At 34.8% G+C, this 18,044-nt stretch carries 15 protein-coding genes and 1 tRNA gene; 9 read left to right on the top strand and 7 right to left on the bottom strand.

What is annotated here, in order from left to right; translation table 11 throughout:
* Positions 1-12: 12 nt before the first annotated feature.
* Positions 13-432, top strand: a complete 420-nt coding sequence (locus tag BUE84_RS19680) for a DUF4279 domain-containing protein (RefSeq protein WP_079243163.1) — start codon at positions 13-15, stop codon at positions 430-432.
* A gap of 246 nt (positions 433-678) precedes the next feature.
* On the opposite strand, the gene BUE84_RS19675 is transcribed toward BUE84_RS19680, so the two are convergent.
* A complete protein-coding gene (locus tag BUE84_RS19675; protein WP_079243162.1) occupies positions 679-2,214 on the bottom strand; it encodes a T9SS type A sorting domain-containing protein in 1,536 nt (511 codons plus the stop codon).
* 90 nt (positions 2,215-2,304) lie between these two features.
* Positions 2,305-2,375 (bottom strand) — tRNA-Gln (locus BUE84_RS19670).
* Positions 2,376-2,473: 98 nt separating this feature from the next.
* On the opposite strand from BUE84_RS19670, the gene BUE84_RS19665 reads away from it, so the two are divergent.
* The 5 genes from BUE84_RS19665 (at position 2,474) to BUE84_RS19645 (ending at position 6,713) form a co-directional block, all read left to right on the top strand.
* Positions 2,474-3,496 (top strand): AMP-binding protein, encoded by a 1,023-nt coding sequence (locus BUE84_RS19665; protein WP_079243161.1) that lies wholly within the window; start codon positions 2,474-2,476, stop codon positions 3,494-3,496.
* Positions 3,497-3,535: 39 nt separating this feature from the next.
* The gene (gene arfB, locus BUE84_RS19660; RefSeq protein ID WP_079243160.1) at positions 3,536-3,928 is read left to right on the top strand and encodes an alternative ribosome rescue aminoacyl-tRNA hydrolase ArfB; all 393 of its coding nucleotides are present in this window, start codon (positions 3,536-3,538) and stop codon (positions 3,926-3,928) included.
* 49 nt (positions 3,929-3,977) lie between these two features.
* Positions 3,978-4,619: an outer membrane beta-barrel protein gene (locus BUE84_RS19655; protein WP_145953305.1), complete on the top strand. Its 642-nt coding sequence runs from the start codon at positions 3,978-3,980 to the stop codon at positions 4,617-4,619.
* Positions 4,620-4,915: 296 nt separating this feature from the next.
* The gene (locus BUE84_RS19650; protein ID WP_079243158.1) at positions 4,916-5,296 is read left to right on the top strand and encodes a GreA/GreB family elongation factor; all 381 of its coding nucleotides are present in this window, start codon (positions 4,916-4,918) and stop codon (positions 5,294-5,296) included.
* A gap of 442 nt (positions 5,297-5,738) precedes the next feature.
* Positions 5,739-6,713 carry a deoxyhypusine synthase family protein gene (locus BUE84_RS19645; protein ID WP_047097747.1) on the top strand — a complete coding sequence of 325 codons (975 nt, stop codon included), beginning with the start codon at positions 5,739-5,741 and terminating at the stop codon, positions 6,711-6,713.
* A gap of 329 nt (positions 6,714-7,042) precedes the next feature.
* Here BUE84_RS19645 and BUE84_RS24580 read toward each other — a convergent pair whose 3' ends face one another.
* The gene (locus BUE84_RS24580; RefSeq protein ID WP_165791608.1) at positions 7,043-7,189 is read right to left on the bottom strand and encodes a hypothetical protein; all 147 of its coding nucleotides are present in this window, start codon (positions 7,187-7,189) and stop codon (positions 7,043-7,045) included.
* Positions 7,190-7,263: 74 nt separating this feature from the next.
* Between BUE84_RS24580 and BUE84_RS19635 the strand changes: the two genes are divergently transcribed.
* A complete protein-coding gene (locus tag BUE84_RS19635; RefSeq protein WP_079243984.1) occupies positions 7,264-7,560 on the top strand; it encodes an MGMT family protein in 297 nt (98 codons plus the stop codon).
* Between the two features lie 89 nt (positions 7,561-7,649).
* Here BUE84_RS19635 and BUE84_RS19630 read toward each other — a convergent pair whose 3' ends face one another.
* Together BUE84_RS19630 and htpG are read right to left on the bottom strand one after the other, a co-directional pair.
* On the bottom strand, positions 7,650-8,042 hold the full coding sequence (locus BUE84_RS19630; RefSeq protein ID WP_079243156.1) for a helix-turn-helix transcriptional regulator: 393 nt from the start codon (positions 8,040-8,042) through the stop codon (positions 7,650-7,652).
* 476 nt (positions 8,043-8,518) lie between these two features.
* Positions 8,519-10,411: a molecular chaperone HtpG gene (htpG, locus tag BUE84_RS19625; protein WP_079243155.1), complete on the bottom strand. Its 1,893-nt coding sequence runs from the start codon at positions 10,409-10,411 to the stop codon at positions 8,519-8,521.
* A 152-nt stretch (positions 10,412-10,563) separates the two neighbouring features.
* Here htpG and BUE84_RS19620 point away from each other — a divergent pair, with 152 nt between their 5' ends.
* Together BUE84_RS19620 and BUE84_RS19615 are read left to right on the top strand one after the other, a co-directional pair.
* Complete coding sequence (locus tag BUE84_RS19620; RefSeq protein WP_079243154.1) at positions 10,564-13,458, top strand: alpha/beta hydrolase family protein; 2,895 nt, start codon at positions 10,564-10,566, stop codon at positions 13,456-13,458.
* Between the two features lie 143 nt (positions 13,459-13,601).
* Entirely contained in the window at positions 13,602-15,035 is a 1,434-nt protein-coding gene (locus BUE84_RS19615; RefSeq protein WP_079243153.1) for a hypothetical protein, read from the top strand.
* Positions 15,036-15,295: 260 nt separating this feature from the next.
* On the opposite strand, the gene recA is transcribed toward BUE84_RS19615, so the two are convergent.
* Together recA and BUE84_RS19605 are read right to left on the bottom strand one after the other, a co-directional pair.
* Positions 15,296-16,297, bottom strand: coding sequence for a recombinase RecA (gene recA / locus BUE84_RS19610; RefSeq protein WP_034694853.1), 1,002 nt, complete (start codon positions 16,295-16,297; stop codon positions 15,296-15,298).
* Between the two features lie 463 nt (positions 16,298-16,760).
* Entirely contained in the window at positions 16,761-17,945 is a 1,185-nt protein-coding gene (locus BUE84_RS19605; RefSeq protein ID WP_238594296.1) for an oxygenase MpaB family protein, read from the bottom strand.
* Positions 17,946-18,044 lie beyond the last annotated feature (99 nt).

Raw genomic sequence — 18,044 nt, 5'->3', positions numbered from 1 at the left:
AACTTAATAATTATGATAAAAAATGATTTGAATCTACGCTTTAATATTTGGGATTATGAAGATATAAATGATTCAGAAATAACAGAATCTTTAAGCTTGGTACCCTATAAGGTTTATATTAAAGGAAAGCAAATAAATCCAAAATCTCCAAGAATATCAAAGAGAAATGGGTGGGTATATAGTGCATCATACGGGAATGGAGATGATTTTAAGGAGCAAATGGATAAAATTTTAGATGTTCTTGAACCTAAAATTCCTGTTCTAAGAGAATATGCAAAAAAATATTATTGTGAATTTTCTTGTGCACTGTTTCTAAATAATAGAGAAGAAAGTGCTCCTTATGTACAGCTTGATAAAAGATATAATGCTTTTGTAAGAGAAGTAGATGCAGAGTTTGATTTCAATATCTATTGTCCTTCTTTAGAAGAATAGAAAAAACTCCTGTCAAAAGATAGACGTTTTTATTATTGAAAATAACATGAAGTAAAAAATAGAATACCATAGCTTTTTAAAGAAAATAAAAATAGAGTAATATTCGGGATCAACTTTTAAAGTTCGTGCTTGAAAGATTATGTGAGTGATTACTATAATTATAATTTCGAATTGTAATTATTAAAATAGAAGTCTGAAAAATAGAAATAAAAGCAAAAACCATCCTTTTTAGGATGGTTTTTGCTTTTATTTCTTTATTAATTTTAAAGATTGTCTGCCTCTTTTTTTAGTTTCAAACCAGATCATATAATTCCCTTTTTCTAACCTTTGAACATTTATTGATTCATTGAATCTTGATGAACCATTTTGAACTATTTTCCCGGACATATCAAAAATACTGTACTCAAAACTTTCATTACCCTGTTTTTTATTTTGTATGGTAATATGATCCCCGGCCGGATTAGGATAAAGGGTAAAAGTATTATAATCTTTCACAGAAATATTATCAATTCCTAGAAAACCGCTGTTAAACTTTGTCAAAAAAGATTTATCGCCATGTGTTACACTGCCTCCGGAATAGCAAAGCACAAGTGAACCATCATTCAGATTAAACAATTTATGAATATAATCGGCCCTTAGCGAAGTAGTAGGAGGCGCAGCCATAAAATATTGAAAGCCCGCACTTGAAGTGGTATAATCTACAGTTCCATTAGCATTCAGTCTTGTTACAAATAATTGTGCAACAAGATTCGGGGTGCCATTATACATATTTGTTATACCTCCTGTTACTATTATTTTTGAATTGGGTAATACGGTAATTTGTCCCAATGCTAATTGCTTAGCAGTGAGAAATGAATAGTCTGGAGTTTTTCCATTATTAGCGAATCCCGAAACAAAAGATCCATTTAAAATTTGGATTTTAGTTAAGAAGAATGTACCTCGAGATGGTGAATTTTTCTGATGTAACAGTAAAATGGAATTATTTGTATAATCATATTCAAAATCTCGGACTGAAGAAGCCTCAGTATTGGGAATAAAAATAGCTCCATTGTTGCCAAATGTAGAATCATAGGTTCCATCAGCTAATCTTCGTTCTATATAAGAATCCTGAGTGTTAGTTAATGGATTGGTTTTAGTCCCTGCCATAACCAATTTTCCGTCGTTCTGGATATAAAATTTATTAGGATAAAACGTATTAAGCGATAACTTTCCATTGGTGCCGAAATTATTATCAATTACACCATTCTGGTTTACTTTTACCATATAAGAACCCATGTTGGAAATAAGAAGGTAACTGTTTCCATTCTGATCTACCGTAAAATCATTCACTGTACCATTTTGACCCACAGATTGAGTGGTAAAACCATTGTTGCCAAAGCTGGTGTCCAGAGATCCATCCAGATTAATTCTGGTTAAAAACCAATCATATAAGCTGTGAGTTGGCGTGGCGTTTACTCTTCCATAGATCAATATTTTATTATTATTTAAAATCATCCTTTTGATAGATTCACTTTTATCCAGTGAATTGCTGCCCATATCATAATCCTTTTCTCCGAAAGTGCTGTCAAGAATTCCGCTTTGGTTTACTTTTCTGATGGTGATAGAACCCGTTGATGTTGCAGTAATGAATTGACCATCCGGAAGCAATACAGCATCAGACATTAAATCAAAATTGTCAAACATACAATAACCGCCATTTCCGAAGGTGGGATCCAGGCTAAAGCTTTGGGCATTCAGAAAAATACTGATGATTGAAAAGAATAAGAAATAGTGTTTCTTCATAGTTATAGTTTTAAATTGTTTATTCTGAATTCACTCAGAAATAAACGATAGTTATAAAAACAAAAACCACCCTTAAAAAAGAGTGGTTTGTAGACTCACAGGGATTCGAACCCCAGATGACTGAACCAAAATCAGTAGTGTTACCGCTACACCATGAGTCTGTTTGTTTTAGTGGTGCAAATTTACAGCTTTTTTCTTTATATACAAGAACTTTTTGATTTTTTTTTTAAATTTACTGTAGAATTTATTTACGGAAAATATGCTGATAGACTTCAATAATCTCAATATTAATCAATTATCATTCGATACCGAATTTGAAAAGAAAGTGAAAATTTTTCTGGAGGAATGGTTTTCAGAAAAAACAGGAGTAGATGTCCAGACTTCAGGTTCTACCGGAGTACCAAAAATTTTTGAAATTGAGAAAAAGAAAATGGTCAACTCTGCAGTCATGACCTGTAATTTTTTAGGATTAAAAGAAGGCGATACCACATTACTCTGCCTGCCTGTAGAATATATCTCTGGGAAAATGATGATTGTACGTTCTATAGAAAGGAAATTAAAATTAAAAATTGCTGATCCTTCTTTAAAACCTGTTGAAGATCTGGATAAAGAAATAGACTTTTGTGCGATGACACCGCTTCAGGTAGAAAACTCACTGGAAAAACTCCATCTGATTAAAAACCTGATCATTGGAGGTGCCGCTGTTTCAGAAAGCCTGAAAAATAAAATTCTGCAGATGAATCTTAGTGCTTCAAACCGTATTTTTGAAACCTATGGAATGTCTGAAACCCTTTCTCATATTGGTTTAAAGCAATTGATGCCTGAGCAGGAAGATTATTTCACCGTTTTTGAAAATGTGTCCATTTCTTTGGATGAGAGAGGTTGTCTGAAGATCTTTGCTCCGAATGTAAATGCTGAAGAATTGCAAACTAATGATTTAGTTAATATTAAGGATGAAAAACAGTTTAAATTTCTCGGAAGAATTGACAATGTGATTAATTCCGGAGGCGCAAAAATTTTCCCGGAAACACTTGAAGCATTAGTGAAAAAAGAAATCCCGAACGAAGCTGTATTTGTGGGTTTGCCGGATGAAACTTTGGGACAGAAACTGGTACTCATTATTGAAGGAAATAAATCTGATGAGGTAATAAAGAAAATTACGGAAACGCCCTTTGAAAAGAGTTACCACAAGCCAAAAGACATTATTTTTATGGATGAAATTCCAAGAACACCTAATGGAAAAGTAAGCAGAATGGAACTCTATAAAAATTTAAATCTCTAGTCTTGGCTCTTGATTCTAATATCTCAAAATCTTTAAAAAATGAAAAACTTTTCAAAAGAACTCAGCTTCAAAACTTCCCGCAGCAGTGGTGCTGGCGGACAAAATGTGAATAAAGTGGAGACTGCCGTTACCGTACTTTGGAAAGTAGAAGCTTCAGAATTTTTTAATGAAGATGAAAAAGTATTGATTCAGCATAAACTGAAAAACAGAATCAATGCAGATGGCTTTTTATTCCTCACGGTTTCCGAGAGCAGAACCCAGCTGATGAATAAGAATAAAGCCATTGAAAAAATAATTGAAATTGTAAACAAAGCACTTATTGTCCCCAAAAAGAGAACTGCAACTAAACCTTCAAAAGGGCAGAAACAAAAAAGACTGGATAATAAGAAAAAGCTTTCAGACAAAAAAGAAAACAGACGTTTCAGGTTTTAATTTGTTTGTCCGGTAGAAAACTTTATTTTTGCCGGAAACTTTTAAAACCATGATAAAAAAATTAATCTTAGTTGGAGTATTCTCAATCTCTACCATGTCTTTCGCTCAGAAATTTTCTATCAGACCTTCCGTAGGGTATGCATGGAGAACAGCAAAAACAATTTCCGGACTTAGTAAGGAAGAAAAAGACTATGTAAAAGATCTTAAAAACGGAGTGAACTTTGATATCGCAGCCCATTATGAAGTAAATAACGGGTTTGGGCTTGGTTTAAAATATTCTCATTACAGTGCATCCAGTGACGGGTTTTTGCTTGGCTATGTAAATGGAATGCCAGTATCTGTTCCTGTGACTACAAAGGATAATATTACGTTTTTTGGAGTTTCCGGGCTTATTTCAAATGATAATTCGCCTACCAGACATAAAGTATTTGCAGATATTGCATTGGGAGTACTATCTTATACTACCAAAACAGGAGATGTAAAAGGTACAGGAAGTACTTTCGGAGCAGAAATTGATTTTGGTTACCGATATCAGGTCAGTAAAAACTTTCTTATAGGGCCAAAAGTTGGTTTAAGTGGAGGTACCCTGAATAAAATGAAGTTTAATGGAGTAACCTATAAATTTGATGATGATCAAAAAGAAGGTTTACATAGAGTTTCTTTAAGTGCAGCCGCTACATTCCGTTTTTAAGGTGTATCTTTGTTTGAATTAATAATAATTGATAATGACAGCAACAATCTTTTTATCTGCAGAACACCGCCGGTCAGGATTGCTGCTGTCTTTACTTTATCTTCATACAGATTCTTTTCTGAAAAGTTCTAAGGACTTCATTATTTAAGCCCTGTCAGGATCCAAGACAGGGAATCATTCCGAATTTTATATATTGCTTTTTTGCAGTTTTCTAGGGAAGAAGGCTGTCATACGTCTGTATTCTACATTGGATCGTCAGAGAATAACTGCATTTTAATTCAAAAAAAATGAAGAACATGTCCAATCATATTATTGTAACTACCGGAATTTATGATGCTATAAAAGATACACTCAGAAGAAAAAAAGTGAGTATCGGAGAAGAAAAGAGATTAGCTGAAGAGCTTAGAAAGGCAAAGCAAGTGCTGAGAAGAGATCTTCCTAACGATATTGTAACGGTTGAAAGAAAAGTAACCTTAAAAGACCATACATTAGATTTTGAGCACGAATATATTTTTGTGGCGTCTAGTAAAGAAAAGCTTAAAAAAAATAAACATTCCATCCTGTCGGATATTGCGCTTGCAGTAGTAGGGTATAAAGTAGGAGATATTATCAACTGGCCTTTCAAAGACGGAGAAAGAAAAATCGAAATCCTGAAAGTGGAAAGCTGGGAAGGATAAATCTTTGTGAATATTATTAAGTTCAATGATAATGAAAGCGTGGCTCAATTTGGGCTGCGCTTTTTTATAGGAGCTAATGTTGGAAAATGCAAAGGCGCTATTTTTTTTATATACTATGTGCTTTAAGACGCAAAGATTTTTTTTTGATAAAATTTCATATTGTATATGTTATATCACACTGATTTACAGATAGTACAAAAAATGTGTGATTGGTGTGATTTGTGAAAAAAATAATCTAAGATAAAATGTCCCTTGCTAAAAATCTTGGATTTTTTTTGCACCTTAAATATTCACAAAGTTTTAAAACCCTTTGCGCCCTTGCGTTTTCCAACTTATACCTTCCCAATTTAACAAATGATAAAAAATACTTCTCTATCACACTTTCTTCAAGTGCTTTGATTACATTCCGTTTTTAAGTTTTATCTTTGCAAAAATTTAAAAAATGAGCAAACCGATAACTGAATTCATAGAAAAGTATTACCTGCACTTCAACGCAGCTGCATTGGTGGATGCTTCTAAAGGATATGTTGCACATCTTAAAGATGGCGGAAAAATGATGATTACTTTGGCTGGAGCAATGTCTACTGCTGAATTAGGGAAGATTCTTGCTGAAATGATCCGTCAGGGAAAAGTAGATTTTATCTCTTGTACAGGTGCTAACCTTGAAGAAGATTTAATGAACCTTGTAGCACACTCTCACTATGAAAGAGTTCCTCATTATAGAGATTTAACAGCTCAGGATGAGTGGGATCTTTTGGAAAGAGGTCTGAACAGAGTTACAGATACTTGTATCCCTGAAGAAGAAGCTTTCAGAAGATTACAAAAACATATCGTAGAGATCTGGAAAGATGCAGAAGCTAAAGGAGAAAGATATTTCCCTCACGAATTCATGTACAAAATGATCCTTTCAGGAGTATTGGAGCAGTATTATGAAATTCCTAGAGAAAACTCATGGATGATTGCTGCTGCAGAAGCCAACTTACCAATCGTAGTTCCGGGATGGGAAGATTCTACAATGGGTAACATCTTCGCTTCTTACTGTATCAAAGGTGAGCTTAAAGCTACTACAATGAAATCAGGAATCGAATATATGACTTACCTTGCTGACTGGTATACTAAAAACTCAGGAGGAAAAGGAGTTGGTTTCTTCCAGATTGGTGGAGGTATTGCAGGAGATTTCCCTATCTGTGTAGTACCAATGTTATATCAGGATATGGAAATGCATGACATTCCTTTCTGGTCTTATTTCTGCCAGATTTCTGACTCTACAACATCTTATGGTTCATATTCAGGAGCTGTTCCAAATGAAAAAATCACTTGGGGTAAACTTGATATCACTACACCGAAATTTATCGTTGAAAGTGATGCAACAATCTGTGCACCATTGATGTTCTCTTATATCTTAGAAAACGCTTAAAAATAAACATCTCATCAGAGATTACAATATCAGCGCTTCAATTTATTTGGAGCGCTTTTTTTATTACCATAAGTAAGTGTAATTTTGTTGGAAAATGCAAAGGCGCAAAGAGTTCCTAAGTATGTGGATATTTTTAAGGCACAAAAAAAATCAAAGATTTTCAGCAAGGATTCTATATAGATTTAACAATCCAAAATTTTATCGAAGATAAAATCCTTGCATCTTAAAGCCCATAGTATATAAAAAAAATAGCGTCTTTGCGTTTCCCAAAATTCAACATCAAAATCTGTGTCATCTGCGGGAAAAACATTCACACAAATCCAGAAAAATCAATCCAAAGAATTCACCAGCACAAAATAACGATACGCCAGAATTCCCTTTTCGATCTTAGTCAGATGATTAGGATCTTTCTTGCTCAGCTTCGGAAGAACTTTTTTATTAACGGCATTCAGCAGCCTGAAAAATGATTTTTTCATATCTTTATCTTTTAATGAAACATCATTGAATTTGATAGAGTTCAAAAATGATGCAAAAAAGAGAATACTCAGATATGGAAGAAATTTTCAAACAACAGGTTTACGAAGTGGCAAGACTTATTCCGAAGGGAAGAGTGTCTACTTATGGAGCCATAGCAAAGGCTGTTGGCTATCCAAATCATTCTAGACATGTAGGAAAAGCAATGGGTGGATGTCCAAAGGATGTCCCCGCTCACCGTGTGATTTCAAGTTCAGGAGTTTTGTCTGTTCCTGAATTTCAGCCTAAGCTGGAAGCTGAAGGAATCATTGTGGAAAACCTTAGAATAAAAAATTTCAAAAAACTGTTTTGGGATCCGTTGGAGGAATTGTAATTTGAGTGAAGTTTAATCTCATTATAAAAAATGTCACTCCATACATTAATATGAAATGACATCAATATTTTCTACAGTTTCAAACCGTATTATTTTCTTCCTCTTGGGATAACTTTCAGTTCTTCTTTCAGTCTTTCGTTTTCCTCTTTTAACAGAGCAATATAGTTCTGTAGATTTTCAATGATAGCTCCCGGAATATTATCATAATTATTCTGGTTAGTAATTACCCCTGCAGAAGAAGATCTGTCATTAAATACGGGATGATCATTATTGATAACTATTGCAGGTTCATCCTCTTCATAAATGTCCTCAAACGGTACATCCAGAAAACGGGCAAGTTTGTCCCACTCATCTTTTACAATTCTTACATCACCGCTTTCTTTTCTGCTGTAATTAGATACATCTGTTGCGATAAAGTCTGCTACTTGCTGTTGAGTGTAGCCTTTTTGCTTTCTGATGACGCGTAATTTTTCTTTTTGCATGACCTACATTTTATACAAAAATGGCAAAAAAGCAGAATCTATACAATAGAAAACAGAAAAAATGTAGAGCAAGGCAATGAAAGCGAATAGAAAAAGCGGAAAAGCTGTATAATATAAATCTTATTTGGATTAATTGTGTACGATTTTTATATTGTTTGGAATTGTTGGAAAAACGTGAAGGCGCAAGGATTTCTATCTTTATACTGTTGTAAGGCGCAAGAAAATCAAAGATTTTCAGCAAGAATAATGGATCATTACTTAGCGGGATACAATTTTATCGGAGATAAAATCCTTACGTCTTAAAGCATATAGTATATAAAAAAATTAGCGCCTTTGCGTTTTCCCAAAAAACTCTCCACAAACATCTGTGGAAATTTAAGATTTTCAAAAACCTTAAGTGCCCAAGATCTTTTGTGACTTTTGTGGTTTAAAAAGATAAAAAAAGACTGCTTCAAAATGAAACAGTCTCTTGAGTATTATTTTTCAAGTTGCTTATAGCTTCTCTGTATAAAATCTGTCAGGTCTTTTCCTTTCAGTAAGTTTTGTGAAAGCTTGGCAAGATCAAGGGCATATTTGATCAAGCTCTCTTTCTCTTCAGCATTTTCTGTCTTTAAGATCTGATTGGAAAGTTCACTGTTGGAGTTCACCACAAGATTGTACATCTCCGGGAAACCTCCCATTCCAAACATACCACCTCCGCCTGTCGCCTGCATTTCTTTCATTCTTCTCATAAATTCTGGTTGGGTAATAGTAAATGGAGCATCATTGCTGTCAAGATCTTCAAGCTGAACCGTAAATTTGGAATCCTGAATAGCTTCTTCTACGTTCTTTTTCAATGATTCTTTTTCCGTTTCATTCAGTTTTGAAATTACCGGCTCGTCTTTTTTGATCAAATTATTAACATGATCAGCATCTACTCTTGCAAACGAAATATTTTCTTTTGACGTTTCCAGTTTCTGAATCACATGCGAAATAATAGGAGAGTCTAATAACAGAACTTCATATCCTTTATCTCTTGCAGACTGGATGTAGCTGTGTTGCTCATCCGCATTGGTAGCATACAGTACAACCAGTTTGTTATCCTTATCGGTTTGGCTTGGTTTGATTTTCTCTACCAATTCATCCCAAAGGAAGTATTTACCGTCTGTGGTAGGGTATAATGTGAATTTGTCTGCTTTTTCAGCAAATTTCTCTTCCGTAACAATTCCGTACTCGATAACCACTTTAATATCATTCCATTTTTGCTCGTAGTCTTCACGGTTTTCATTGATTAAAGAAGCCATTTTGTCGGCAACCTTTTTCGTAATATAAGATGAAATTTTCTTTACGGCACCATCTGCCTGTAGATAAGAACGGGATACATTCAATGGAATATCCGGAGAATCAATTACTCCTCTCAGGAGCATCAGGAAGTCTGGAACAATTCCTTTTACTTCGTCCGTTACGAATACCTGGTTTTGGTATAATTGAATTTTATCTTTGTCGATATTCAAATTGTTGCTCAGTTTCGGGAAGAACAGAACTCCTGTAAGGTTGAAAGGATAATCAACATTCAGGTGGATGTTGAATAATGGTTCTTCAAACTGCATTGGATACAATTCGTGGTAGAACTTCATATAATCCTCATTGGTCAATTCGCTTGGAGCAATTGTCCATGCTGGTACCGGATTGTTGATGATATTGTCTACCTCTTCTGTTTCAGCTACAGCATCTTCCGGAGAACCTTCTGGTAAAGGAAGTGTATGTGTTTTTGTTCCAAATTTAATCGGAACAGGCATAAATTTATTATACTTTAATAACAGTTCTCGGATCTTTCCTTCTTCTAAAAACTCTACGGAATCTTCAGCGATATGAAGGATGATTTCTGTTCCTCTGTCTGTTTTGTCAGTAGTTTCTTCAAGTGTAAATTCCGGGCTTCCATCACATATCCAACGTACTGCCGGTTCATCTTTGTATGACTTTGTAAGAATTTCTACCTTTTCTGCCACCATAAATGCAGAGTAGAATCCGAGACCAAAATGTCCGATAATTCCTGAATCTTTAGCAGAATCTTTATATTTTTCCAGAAACTCTTCAGCTCCTGAGAACGCAACCTGGTTGATGTATTTTTCAACTTCCTCACTGGTCATCCCAATACCTTGATCGATAATGCGTAATGTTTTCTGCTCTTTATCAATTTTAACTTCAAGTTTTGGATTTCCATATTCCACTTTTGCTTCCCCAATGCTTGTTAAATGTTTTAATTTTAAAGTAGCATCAGTAGCATTAGAGATTAATTCTCTCAAGAATATTTCGTGGTCACTGTAAAGAAACTTTTTAATAAGTGGGAAAATGTTTTCCACAGATACATTAATATTTCCTTTAGTCATCATATTTTATATTTTAATTATTCCACATACTTCTCAAAAAAAATACCACCATGAGGAATGTGACAGATTGACATTTTTTTAAGTTGAAACAGGTTCATCATGTGAATTTGTCGAAGAAATATCTTATTTTTAATTCTTAAAATATTTTAAATATGAAGTTGAAATGTACAGTTTTTATTCTGCTCATCATAACCTCCTGGATGTATGCGCAGAAAAAGCCTTTAGACCATTCTGTTTATGACAGCTGGCAAAATATTGGCTCGAGAAAAATCTCAAATGATGGAAAATGGGTTGCTTACTCTGTGGATGCTCAGGAAGGAAATTCTAACCTTTCTTTATATTCCGTTAAAAATAAAACCTCAAAGAAGTTTGCAAGAGCCACAAAAGTGGATTTTACAAATGATTCCAGGTTTGCTGTTTTTCAAATCCGTCCCCAGTATAAAGATATAAAAGCGGTAAAAGATAAAAAACTGAAGAAAAATAAATTAACAAAAGACAGCCTTACCATTGTTGATTTTTTCAATGATAAAACGGAGAAAATTCCTAATGTAAAATCTTTTAAAATTCCTGAAAAGGCAGGTTCTTACGTTGCTTATCTTCTGGAAAATACAAAAGATAAATCTTCAGATGATGCTCCAGATAAAGAAGATGGAGATGAAAATAAAGACGAAGATAAAAATGTAAAACCATTACAGTTGGTAGTGCGAAATCTATTGGATGGAAAAAGTACAACATATGATAATGTAGTACGCTACGAGTTCAGTAAAAATGGGAAACAGCTTGTTTTTGTGACAAAAAAGCCAGACGAAAAAAAGGATAAAAAAGAAGGAAAAGAATCAACAGATGAAAAATCCGCAGATAAAAAAGATACGGACAAGTCAAAGCCGAAGAAATATGCATTGCAAACTGTTCAGGTGGTAGATCTGCAAAAAGGAAGTGTAAATAAAATTTCTGAAATGGAAGGTGATTTTTCCCAGTTATCTTTTGATGAAGAAGGAAATCAACTGGCTTATGTGGGAACATCTTCTGCACAGAATGATCTGGTGAAATTATATCAGCTGTATTACTTTAATTTTAAAGGAAACAAAAAAGAAATTGTTACCAATGAGAATGCTCAGATGAAAAAGAATTGGGTGATTTCTGAAAACCGATTACCTCTGTTCAGTAAAAATGGAAAACAGCTGTACTTTGGTGTTGCTCCAAAACCTGTTGCAAAAGATACGGCAATGATTGCGAATGACCATGCTGTAGTAGATGTCTGGAATTATAGAGATGACTATCTGCAAACGGTACAGCTAAAAGAATTGAAAAATGATCTGAAGAAATCATATGCTGCAGTAATGCAAACAGAAAAACCGGATTTCTTCAGAAATATTGATGGAGAAGATTTAGATACTTTACGATTGGTGAATGAAGGAAATGCAGAATTCGCATTGGGAATTACCAGTATCAGCAACCGTATTTCTTCACAATGGGAAGGTGCAACAAAGAAAACGTATTTCCTGATTGATAATAAAACAGGAGACAGAACTGAAATTATTCAAAATCTGAATGGAGCAGCAGCTGTATCTCCGCTTGGTAAATTTGTCGTAATCTTTGACAGAGAAAAAGGAAAGTGGCTGAGTTATAATGTAAAAACAAAACAATCCCTTCCATTAAATACCAGCTTACCTGTTTCCTTCGTTGATGAGGAATTTGATATGCCGGATTTTCCAAATTCTTATGGTATTGCATCCTGGACAGATAATGATGAATCTGTAATTATCAGAGACCGTTATGATCTTTGGGAGTTTTTCCTTGACGGTTCAAAAAAGCCAAGAAACATTACCAATGGATTTGGACGTAAGAATAAAATAACATTCGATACTTACGATTTAGATAAAGATATTAAAAGCTTAAACCGTAAATCAACTATTTATTTATCAGCGTTTGATAATACAACCAAGGCAAACGGGATTTTTAAAACATCCATTCAGAAGAATTCTGATCCTGTAAAAATTCAGATGGAAAATGTCTGGGGTTACAGAAATCTTCAAAAAGCAAAAAATGCTGAGGAATATATTTTGGTAAAAGAATCGTACACAGATTCTCCCAATATTTTTGCAACATCAGATTTCTCACATCAGCAAAAACTGAGCAACACCAATCCTCAGCAAAATCAATATAACTGGGGAACGGATGAACTGGTAAACTGGACAACCCCAAAAGGGAATACTTCCACAGGAGTTTTATACAAACCGGAAAATTTCGACCCGAATAAAAAATATCCGATGATTGTTTACTTCTATGAAAAACTTTCGGACAATCTGAACCGCTATGTTGCACCAGCTCCAACACCTTCAAGATTGAATATTTCTTATTTTGTGAGCAACGGATATCTAGTTTTCACGCCTGATATTTCATATACAGATGGTTTTCCTGGAGAATCTGCTATGGAATACATTAATTCAGGAGTTGAAAAGCTAAAGCAAAATTCCTGGGTAGATGGTGCTAAAATAGGAATACAGGGACAAAGCTGGGGAGGTTATCAGGTAGCGTATCTTATTGCCCATACTAATATGTATGCAGCAGCATGGAGTGGTGCTCCTGTTGTCAACATGACTTCTGCCTATGGGGGAATCCGATGGACTTCCGGAATGAACAGACAATTCCAGTATGAAAAATCGCAGAGCAGACTAGGAAAGAATTTATGGGAAGCTCCGGATCTTTATATTAAAAACTCACCGCTCTTTGCAATTAATCAGGTGAAAACTCCGGTAGTTATTATGAGTAATGATAAAGATGGAGCAGTGCCTTGGTATCAGGGAATCGAAATGTTTACCGCATTGCGCCGTCTCGGGAAACCAGTATGGCTACTGAATTATAATGGTGATGATCATAACCTTATTAAACGTCAGAACAGGAAAGATATTCAAATCCGCGAACAGCAGTTTTTTGATTATTACCTTAAAGGGGCAAAAGCTCCGGTCTGGATGACAAAAGGTATCCCAGCTACCCAAAAAGGAAAAGATTGGGGATTTGAGTTGACAGATGATAAACCTAATTAATAAAAAATTCCGGCGGAGCCTTTGGCTCCGCCGGAATTTTTTATTATAAAAGCAATGAAGAAGAAACTGACACAATGGCATTTTTTTTATGTTGGGTCTGTTGAGCACTTTTATTATATTTACCGCCAATTATAAATAACAGTATGGGAATCTTTGATTTTTTTAAGAAGAAAAATAACAGTCAGGAAAATGTAATTATTCCGGTTCAGGAAATGGAAATGCCGGAAGAAAAAGTAGTAGAGGAAGTGATGGAAGAAGTTGTGGAAACAATACCGGAAATCCCTTCGCAGCCGGTAGAAGAGCCGAAAGTAAATGAAGAATATGAAAAAATCAGGATTTATAATGATTATATCGTGTATTCTATAGCTCTTCAGTTAAGAGGTGAGTATACGCCTCTTTCTGCTTTTGAAAAAGAGAATGGCAAGGTAGAAGGCTTTGCGTATATGGTAACTGAAGATGCTTATGCACTTTCTCCACAACAGGCGATTGCAAAAATGGAAGAAAAGTTCGAAAGTGAACTTCAGGAAGGTAAGATTAAATCTTATGTGATCCTGTATCATTCTCAGTTTGATCATAACGGTAACCACACTCCGGCAATTCAGGAAGGAGAATTCAAGGGGATTTCACTTGCTTATCACTTTGCTGGTGATGAAAAGAAGAAAACAGGGTTGCCTTATATTTTCGAAAACCAAAATATTACTTATAAAGGTTTTGCAGAGTTTTCTCATGAAGAAAATAATGCAATCATGAATCATCAGTTGATTGAGGGGCAAAATTATTTCCAGAATACAGAAGGAATTACAGCTCCTGAAATGACGAATGAAGCAGGAATCATCATCAGAAAATCGAATGTTCATAACATGATGAATACATGGAGTGGGATTTTTGGTCATCAGAATTTCCAGACTAAAGATTACGGTCAGTATCTTAATGCTATTCTGACACAGTCTGAATCTTCTGATCCATCAGTGGATATTAAGAGCAAAACAGAATTTGAAGGGGTAACATTTAAAACTACTTTAACGGAGGAATTAAGCATTATCATTCCGGAAGTAACAACGGATTATACGTTGGATTTTGAAACGAGATCTATCAGGGAATGGGAAAATGCACTGAATTTACAGGCGATTGTAGCAGGACCTGCCAGAGAAACTTTTGCAGTTTGGTTCTTTGCAACAGATTATGCTGAAAATAAAAATACATACATGACACAACCACATCTGAAAGTAAATGTCAGCGGAATTGTGTTTATTCTTGATGTTCACACCAATATTGATTTACCAGATGGTACTAAAATGAGTGAGGATTTCACAACGTATGCACCAAGCCAGGATCTTCCTAACTATGCATGTTTTGACTTTATTGGGCAGGTTGTAGATTTTAAGGAAACAGAATTGCTTGAAGATGGAAGTGTTAAAGGATATATTCTGAAGCTGAAGCTGATCACCAATGAAGAGAATGAAGATTTCTTCACCATTGATGCTTTTGTGAATAAAGAGAATATGAGATTTGAAACTCCAACAAAAGGAATGAAAGTGACCGGAGCACTTCAATTGCAAGGTAAAATTGCTGAATAATTTTTTTAAAATATAAAATCTCAAAGAGGTTGTTCTACGGAATGACCTCTTTTTTATTTTCTGATTTAAACGCTTCGCTGATGGAGTTTTGTGGTAAATGATGCATTTGCTTAGTAAGAATCAATGAAAATTGATTTCGCTCTTTGCTTCCTTAAAGATATTACAGTATATAGATGAAACCTTTGCGTTAAAAAATATTTGTATTTTAAAAACAAAAAAAGGCAATCCTAAGACTGCCTTTTCTATATTGTTCTGAAAAACTATTTGTTTTTCATTTCTTCTTTGATCTTACCTTCCAATTCTTCAGCAAGATCCGGGTTATCTCTTAAAACATCTTTTACAGCATCACGTCCCTGACCCAATTTAGTCTCTTCGTAGCTGAACCAAGATCCACTTTTCTTCACGATTCCCATATCTACAGCAGTATCAAGAATTTCTCCTACTTTAGAAACTCCTTCTCCATACATGATATCGAATTCTGCCTGCTTGAAAGGAGGTGCTACTTTATTTTTCACAATTTTCACTTTCACACGGCTACCAATAGCTTCGTCACCTTGCTTGATAGGTGCGCTTGCTTTTCTGATATCAATTCTTACAGAAGCGTAGAACTTAAGAGCGTTACCTCCGGTAGTAGTTTCAGGGTTTCCAAACATTACACCAATTTTTTCTCTCAACTGGTTGATGAAAATCACGGTACATTTTGTTCTTGAAATAGTAGCTGTAAGCTTTCTTAATGCCTGAGACATTAATCTCGCATGAAGACCCATTTTGGAATCTCCCATTTCACCTTCAATCTCTGCTTTTGGTGTAAGAGCGGCAACAGAGTCAATTACAACGATATCAATAGCTCCTGAACGGATCAGGTTATCTGCAATTTCTAAAGCTTGTTCTCCATTGTCAGGCTGAGAAATGATCAGGTTTTCAAGATCAATTCCTAATTTCGCAGCATAAGTTCTGTCGAAAGCATGCTCTGCATCAATGAATGCAGCAATACCACCAGCTTTTTGAGCTTCAGCAATAGCATGAAGGGTTAATGTTGTTTTACCTGAAGATTCAGGACCATATATTTCAATGATTCTTCCTTTTGGATATCCACCTATACCTAGTGCAATATCTAATCCTAAAGAACCGGAAGGAATTACTTCTATGGTATTGTCGATAGATTCATCACCTAAAGTCATTACTGTTCCCTTTCCATATGTTTTATCTAGCTTGTCAAGCACTAAAGCGAGTGCTTTTTTCTTATCATCAATGTTACTCATCTCTATTAATATAATTTCTCAAAAATACATAATTTAAATATTAAAAGCTAATATATTTTATTTCCTAAAGCTGTTTTTAGAGTTAAAAAATGATAAAGTTTTATGGCTGATCTTATTCATTACGAAGCAGATGGAGGATGTGTTATCTAAAGTTTTTTTAATGTTTTAGTAAAATGAGTTTTTTTTTTGAAATCGCAAAGTCGCAATTCTTTTAATATAGATTATGCTTTAAGGCGTAAAGATTTTATCTCCTATAAAATTAAGTAGTGTATGTATTTTTTACCTCACGCTGATTTTGCAGATAACGCATATGCTATTAAAACCTGTATCGTCTGGTTGATTGCAAGAATTTTACCTGAAATTATATAATTCCCCTGCTGAAAATCTTCGATTTTCTTGCGTCCTAAAAAACTTTTGCAATGTCTTGAAATCTTTGCGCCTTGGCGATTTCCAACAATTACTTTTAATGAAAATTTGAGTTTTTAGTGATGGCAAGATAATCTTCCAATACTTTCATCTGATCCTTGTTTCCTCTTTGTATTCTCGATTTCCGGCTGACAAGCTGATCATAAATTTTGTTGAAGAGTATCTTAGATTTTGGAAACAGATTTCTGTAAGGAACTTCCGGAATTTGTAATCTTTTACACACTTCGTCATCCAACAAAAACCAGGTACAGCAGACATGTAGATATTTCAAATTTTTTCTTTGAAATTCAAATTTTAAAATAGGGTTTTCCAATGATTCATCCAGCAGAGAATGAGCAAGAAGAACAGAATCTTTATCCGAAGGGGGCTGAACAGAAGTCCATAAATAGAAATATTCTGTTGCCTGTTTTTTATCATCAGGAAGAAGCTGCTCCGGAATTCCCAAAAGATAACCTACATATTTCCAGAGATGAAAAATTCCCTGTTCCTCTTCAACAGAAAAGCTATTTCCTAATTTTTTAAGACTATGAAGGAATACCAGACTGAATCCGATATAGGTTGCCATCATATCCCACGAATTGATAGGCTCTCCCCAGTTTTCAGTATCCCAGTCTTTATAATGTTTTTTTATGGAAAGTCTGGCGTAGGAATGGATCAGACGGGTTTTTATCGCAAACTCATAGCCTTTTGCATGAATTTCAAGGGCATTGTAGCGGGTAGCATTCACCCAGAAATCCAACGTTTCCGAAAGACGCTTTACAGCACCTTTTTTCAATGCTTCTGTGACAATCAGTGGCTTGTTGAGATAGGCGTAGTCGTAACCGCCAATCAGACAATAATCCCTCAGGGAGATCAAAGAATCAAGGTTGCTTCTCATACACAGTTCAGCGCCACTTTTCAGTAAATTATAATCCAGCCATACGGGAACTTTTTGAGTTTGGGTGAAAAGCTTTTTTACACTTTCAGGAACTGTGTCTGTTTCCGAAACCCCATTTCTGATATACTGTTCAATTTCCCTGAAAGCCTCATGAAATTTTTTAGTGAAATAAACCTCTTTTACCACTTCATCACCGATTTCATCTACATGATGAAAATAGGGAGCAAATTTTTCAAATTTTTCAAAATTCACCTCTGCTCCGGAAAATTCAATAAGGAGTTTTCCGTTCCCACTTTCCCAAAAGTTTCTGAAGTGAGGAGCATCTTTAAATCGAGGTTGTATCATGTTCATTCCTTTACCTATAAAAGTACAAGTTTTATGCTGAAGTTTTCCGGTGAGATTTATCAGCTATCCAGGAAAAACTTTCTGGAAAAATACCACAAA

The organism is Chryseobacterium indologenes (assembly GCF_002025665.1).
GTDB lineage: Bacteria > Bacteroidota > Bacteroidia > Flavobacteriales > Weeksellaceae > Chryseobacterium > Chryseobacterium metallicongregator.
This window is presented reverse-complemented; position numbering and strand designations above follow the sequence as displayed.

Excerpts from the sequence above, each read along its gene's own strand:
- htpG (WP_079243155.1), bottom strand. The coding sequence starts at position 10,411 with ATGACTAAAGGAAATATTAATGTATCTGTGGAAAACATTTTCCCACTT.
- BUE84_RS19630 (WP_079243156.1), bottom strand. The coding sequence starts at position 8,042 with ATGCAAAAAGAAAAATTACGCGTCATCAGAAAGCAAAAAGGCTACACT.
- BUE84_RS19680 (WP_079243163.1), top strand. The coding sequence starts at position 13 with ATGATAAAAAATGATTTGAATCTACGCTTTAATATTTGGGATTATGAA.
- BUE84_RS19655 (WP_145953305.1), top strand. The coding sequence starts at position 3,978 with ATGATAAAAAAATTAATCTTAGTTGGAGTATTCTCAATCTCTACCATG.
- BUE84_RS19675 (WP_079243162.1), bottom strand. The coding sequence starts at position 2,214 with ATGAAGAAACACTATTTCTTATTCTTTTCAATCATCAGTATTTTTCTG.
- BUE84_RS19615 (WP_079243153.1), top strand. The coding sequence starts at position 13,602 with ATGGGAATCTTTGATTTTTTTAAGAAGAAAAATAACAGTCAGGAAAAT.
- BUE84_RS19665 (WP_079243161.1), top strand. The coding sequence starts at position 2,474 with ATGCTGATAGACTTCAATAATCTCAATATTAATCAATTATCATTCGAT.
- BUE84_RS19650 (WP_079243158.1), top strand. The coding sequence starts at position 4,916 with ATGTCCAATCATATTATTGTAACTACCGGAATTTATGATGCTATAAAA.
- BUE84_RS19620 (WP_079243154.1), top strand. The coding sequence starts at position 10,564 with ATGAAGTTGAAATGTACAGTTTTTATTCTGCTCATCATAACCTCCTGG.
- arfB (WP_079243160.1), top strand. The coding sequence starts at position 3,536 with ATGAAAAACTTTTCAAAAGAACTCAGCTTCAAAACTTCCCGCAGCAGT.
- BUE84_RS19605 (WP_238594296.1), bottom strand. The coding sequence starts at position 17,945 with ATGATACAACCTCGATTTAAAGATGCTCCTCACTTCAGAAACTTTTGG.
- recA (WP_034694853.1), bottom strand. The coding sequence starts at position 16,297 with ATGAGTAACATTGATGATAAGAAAAAAGCACTCGCTTTAGTGCTTGAC.
- BUE84_RS19645 (WP_047097747.1), top strand. The coding sequence starts at position 5,739 with ATGAGCAAACCGATAACTGAATTCATAGAAAAGTATTACCTGCACTTC.
- BUE84_RS19635 (WP_079243984.1), top strand. The coding sequence starts at position 7,264 with ATGGAAGAAATTTTCAAACAACAGGTTTACGAAGTGGCAAGACTTATT.
- BUE84_RS24580 (WP_165791608.1), bottom strand. The coding sequence starts at position 7,189 with ATGAAAAAATCATTTTTCAGGCTGCTGAATGCCGTTAATAAAAAAGTT.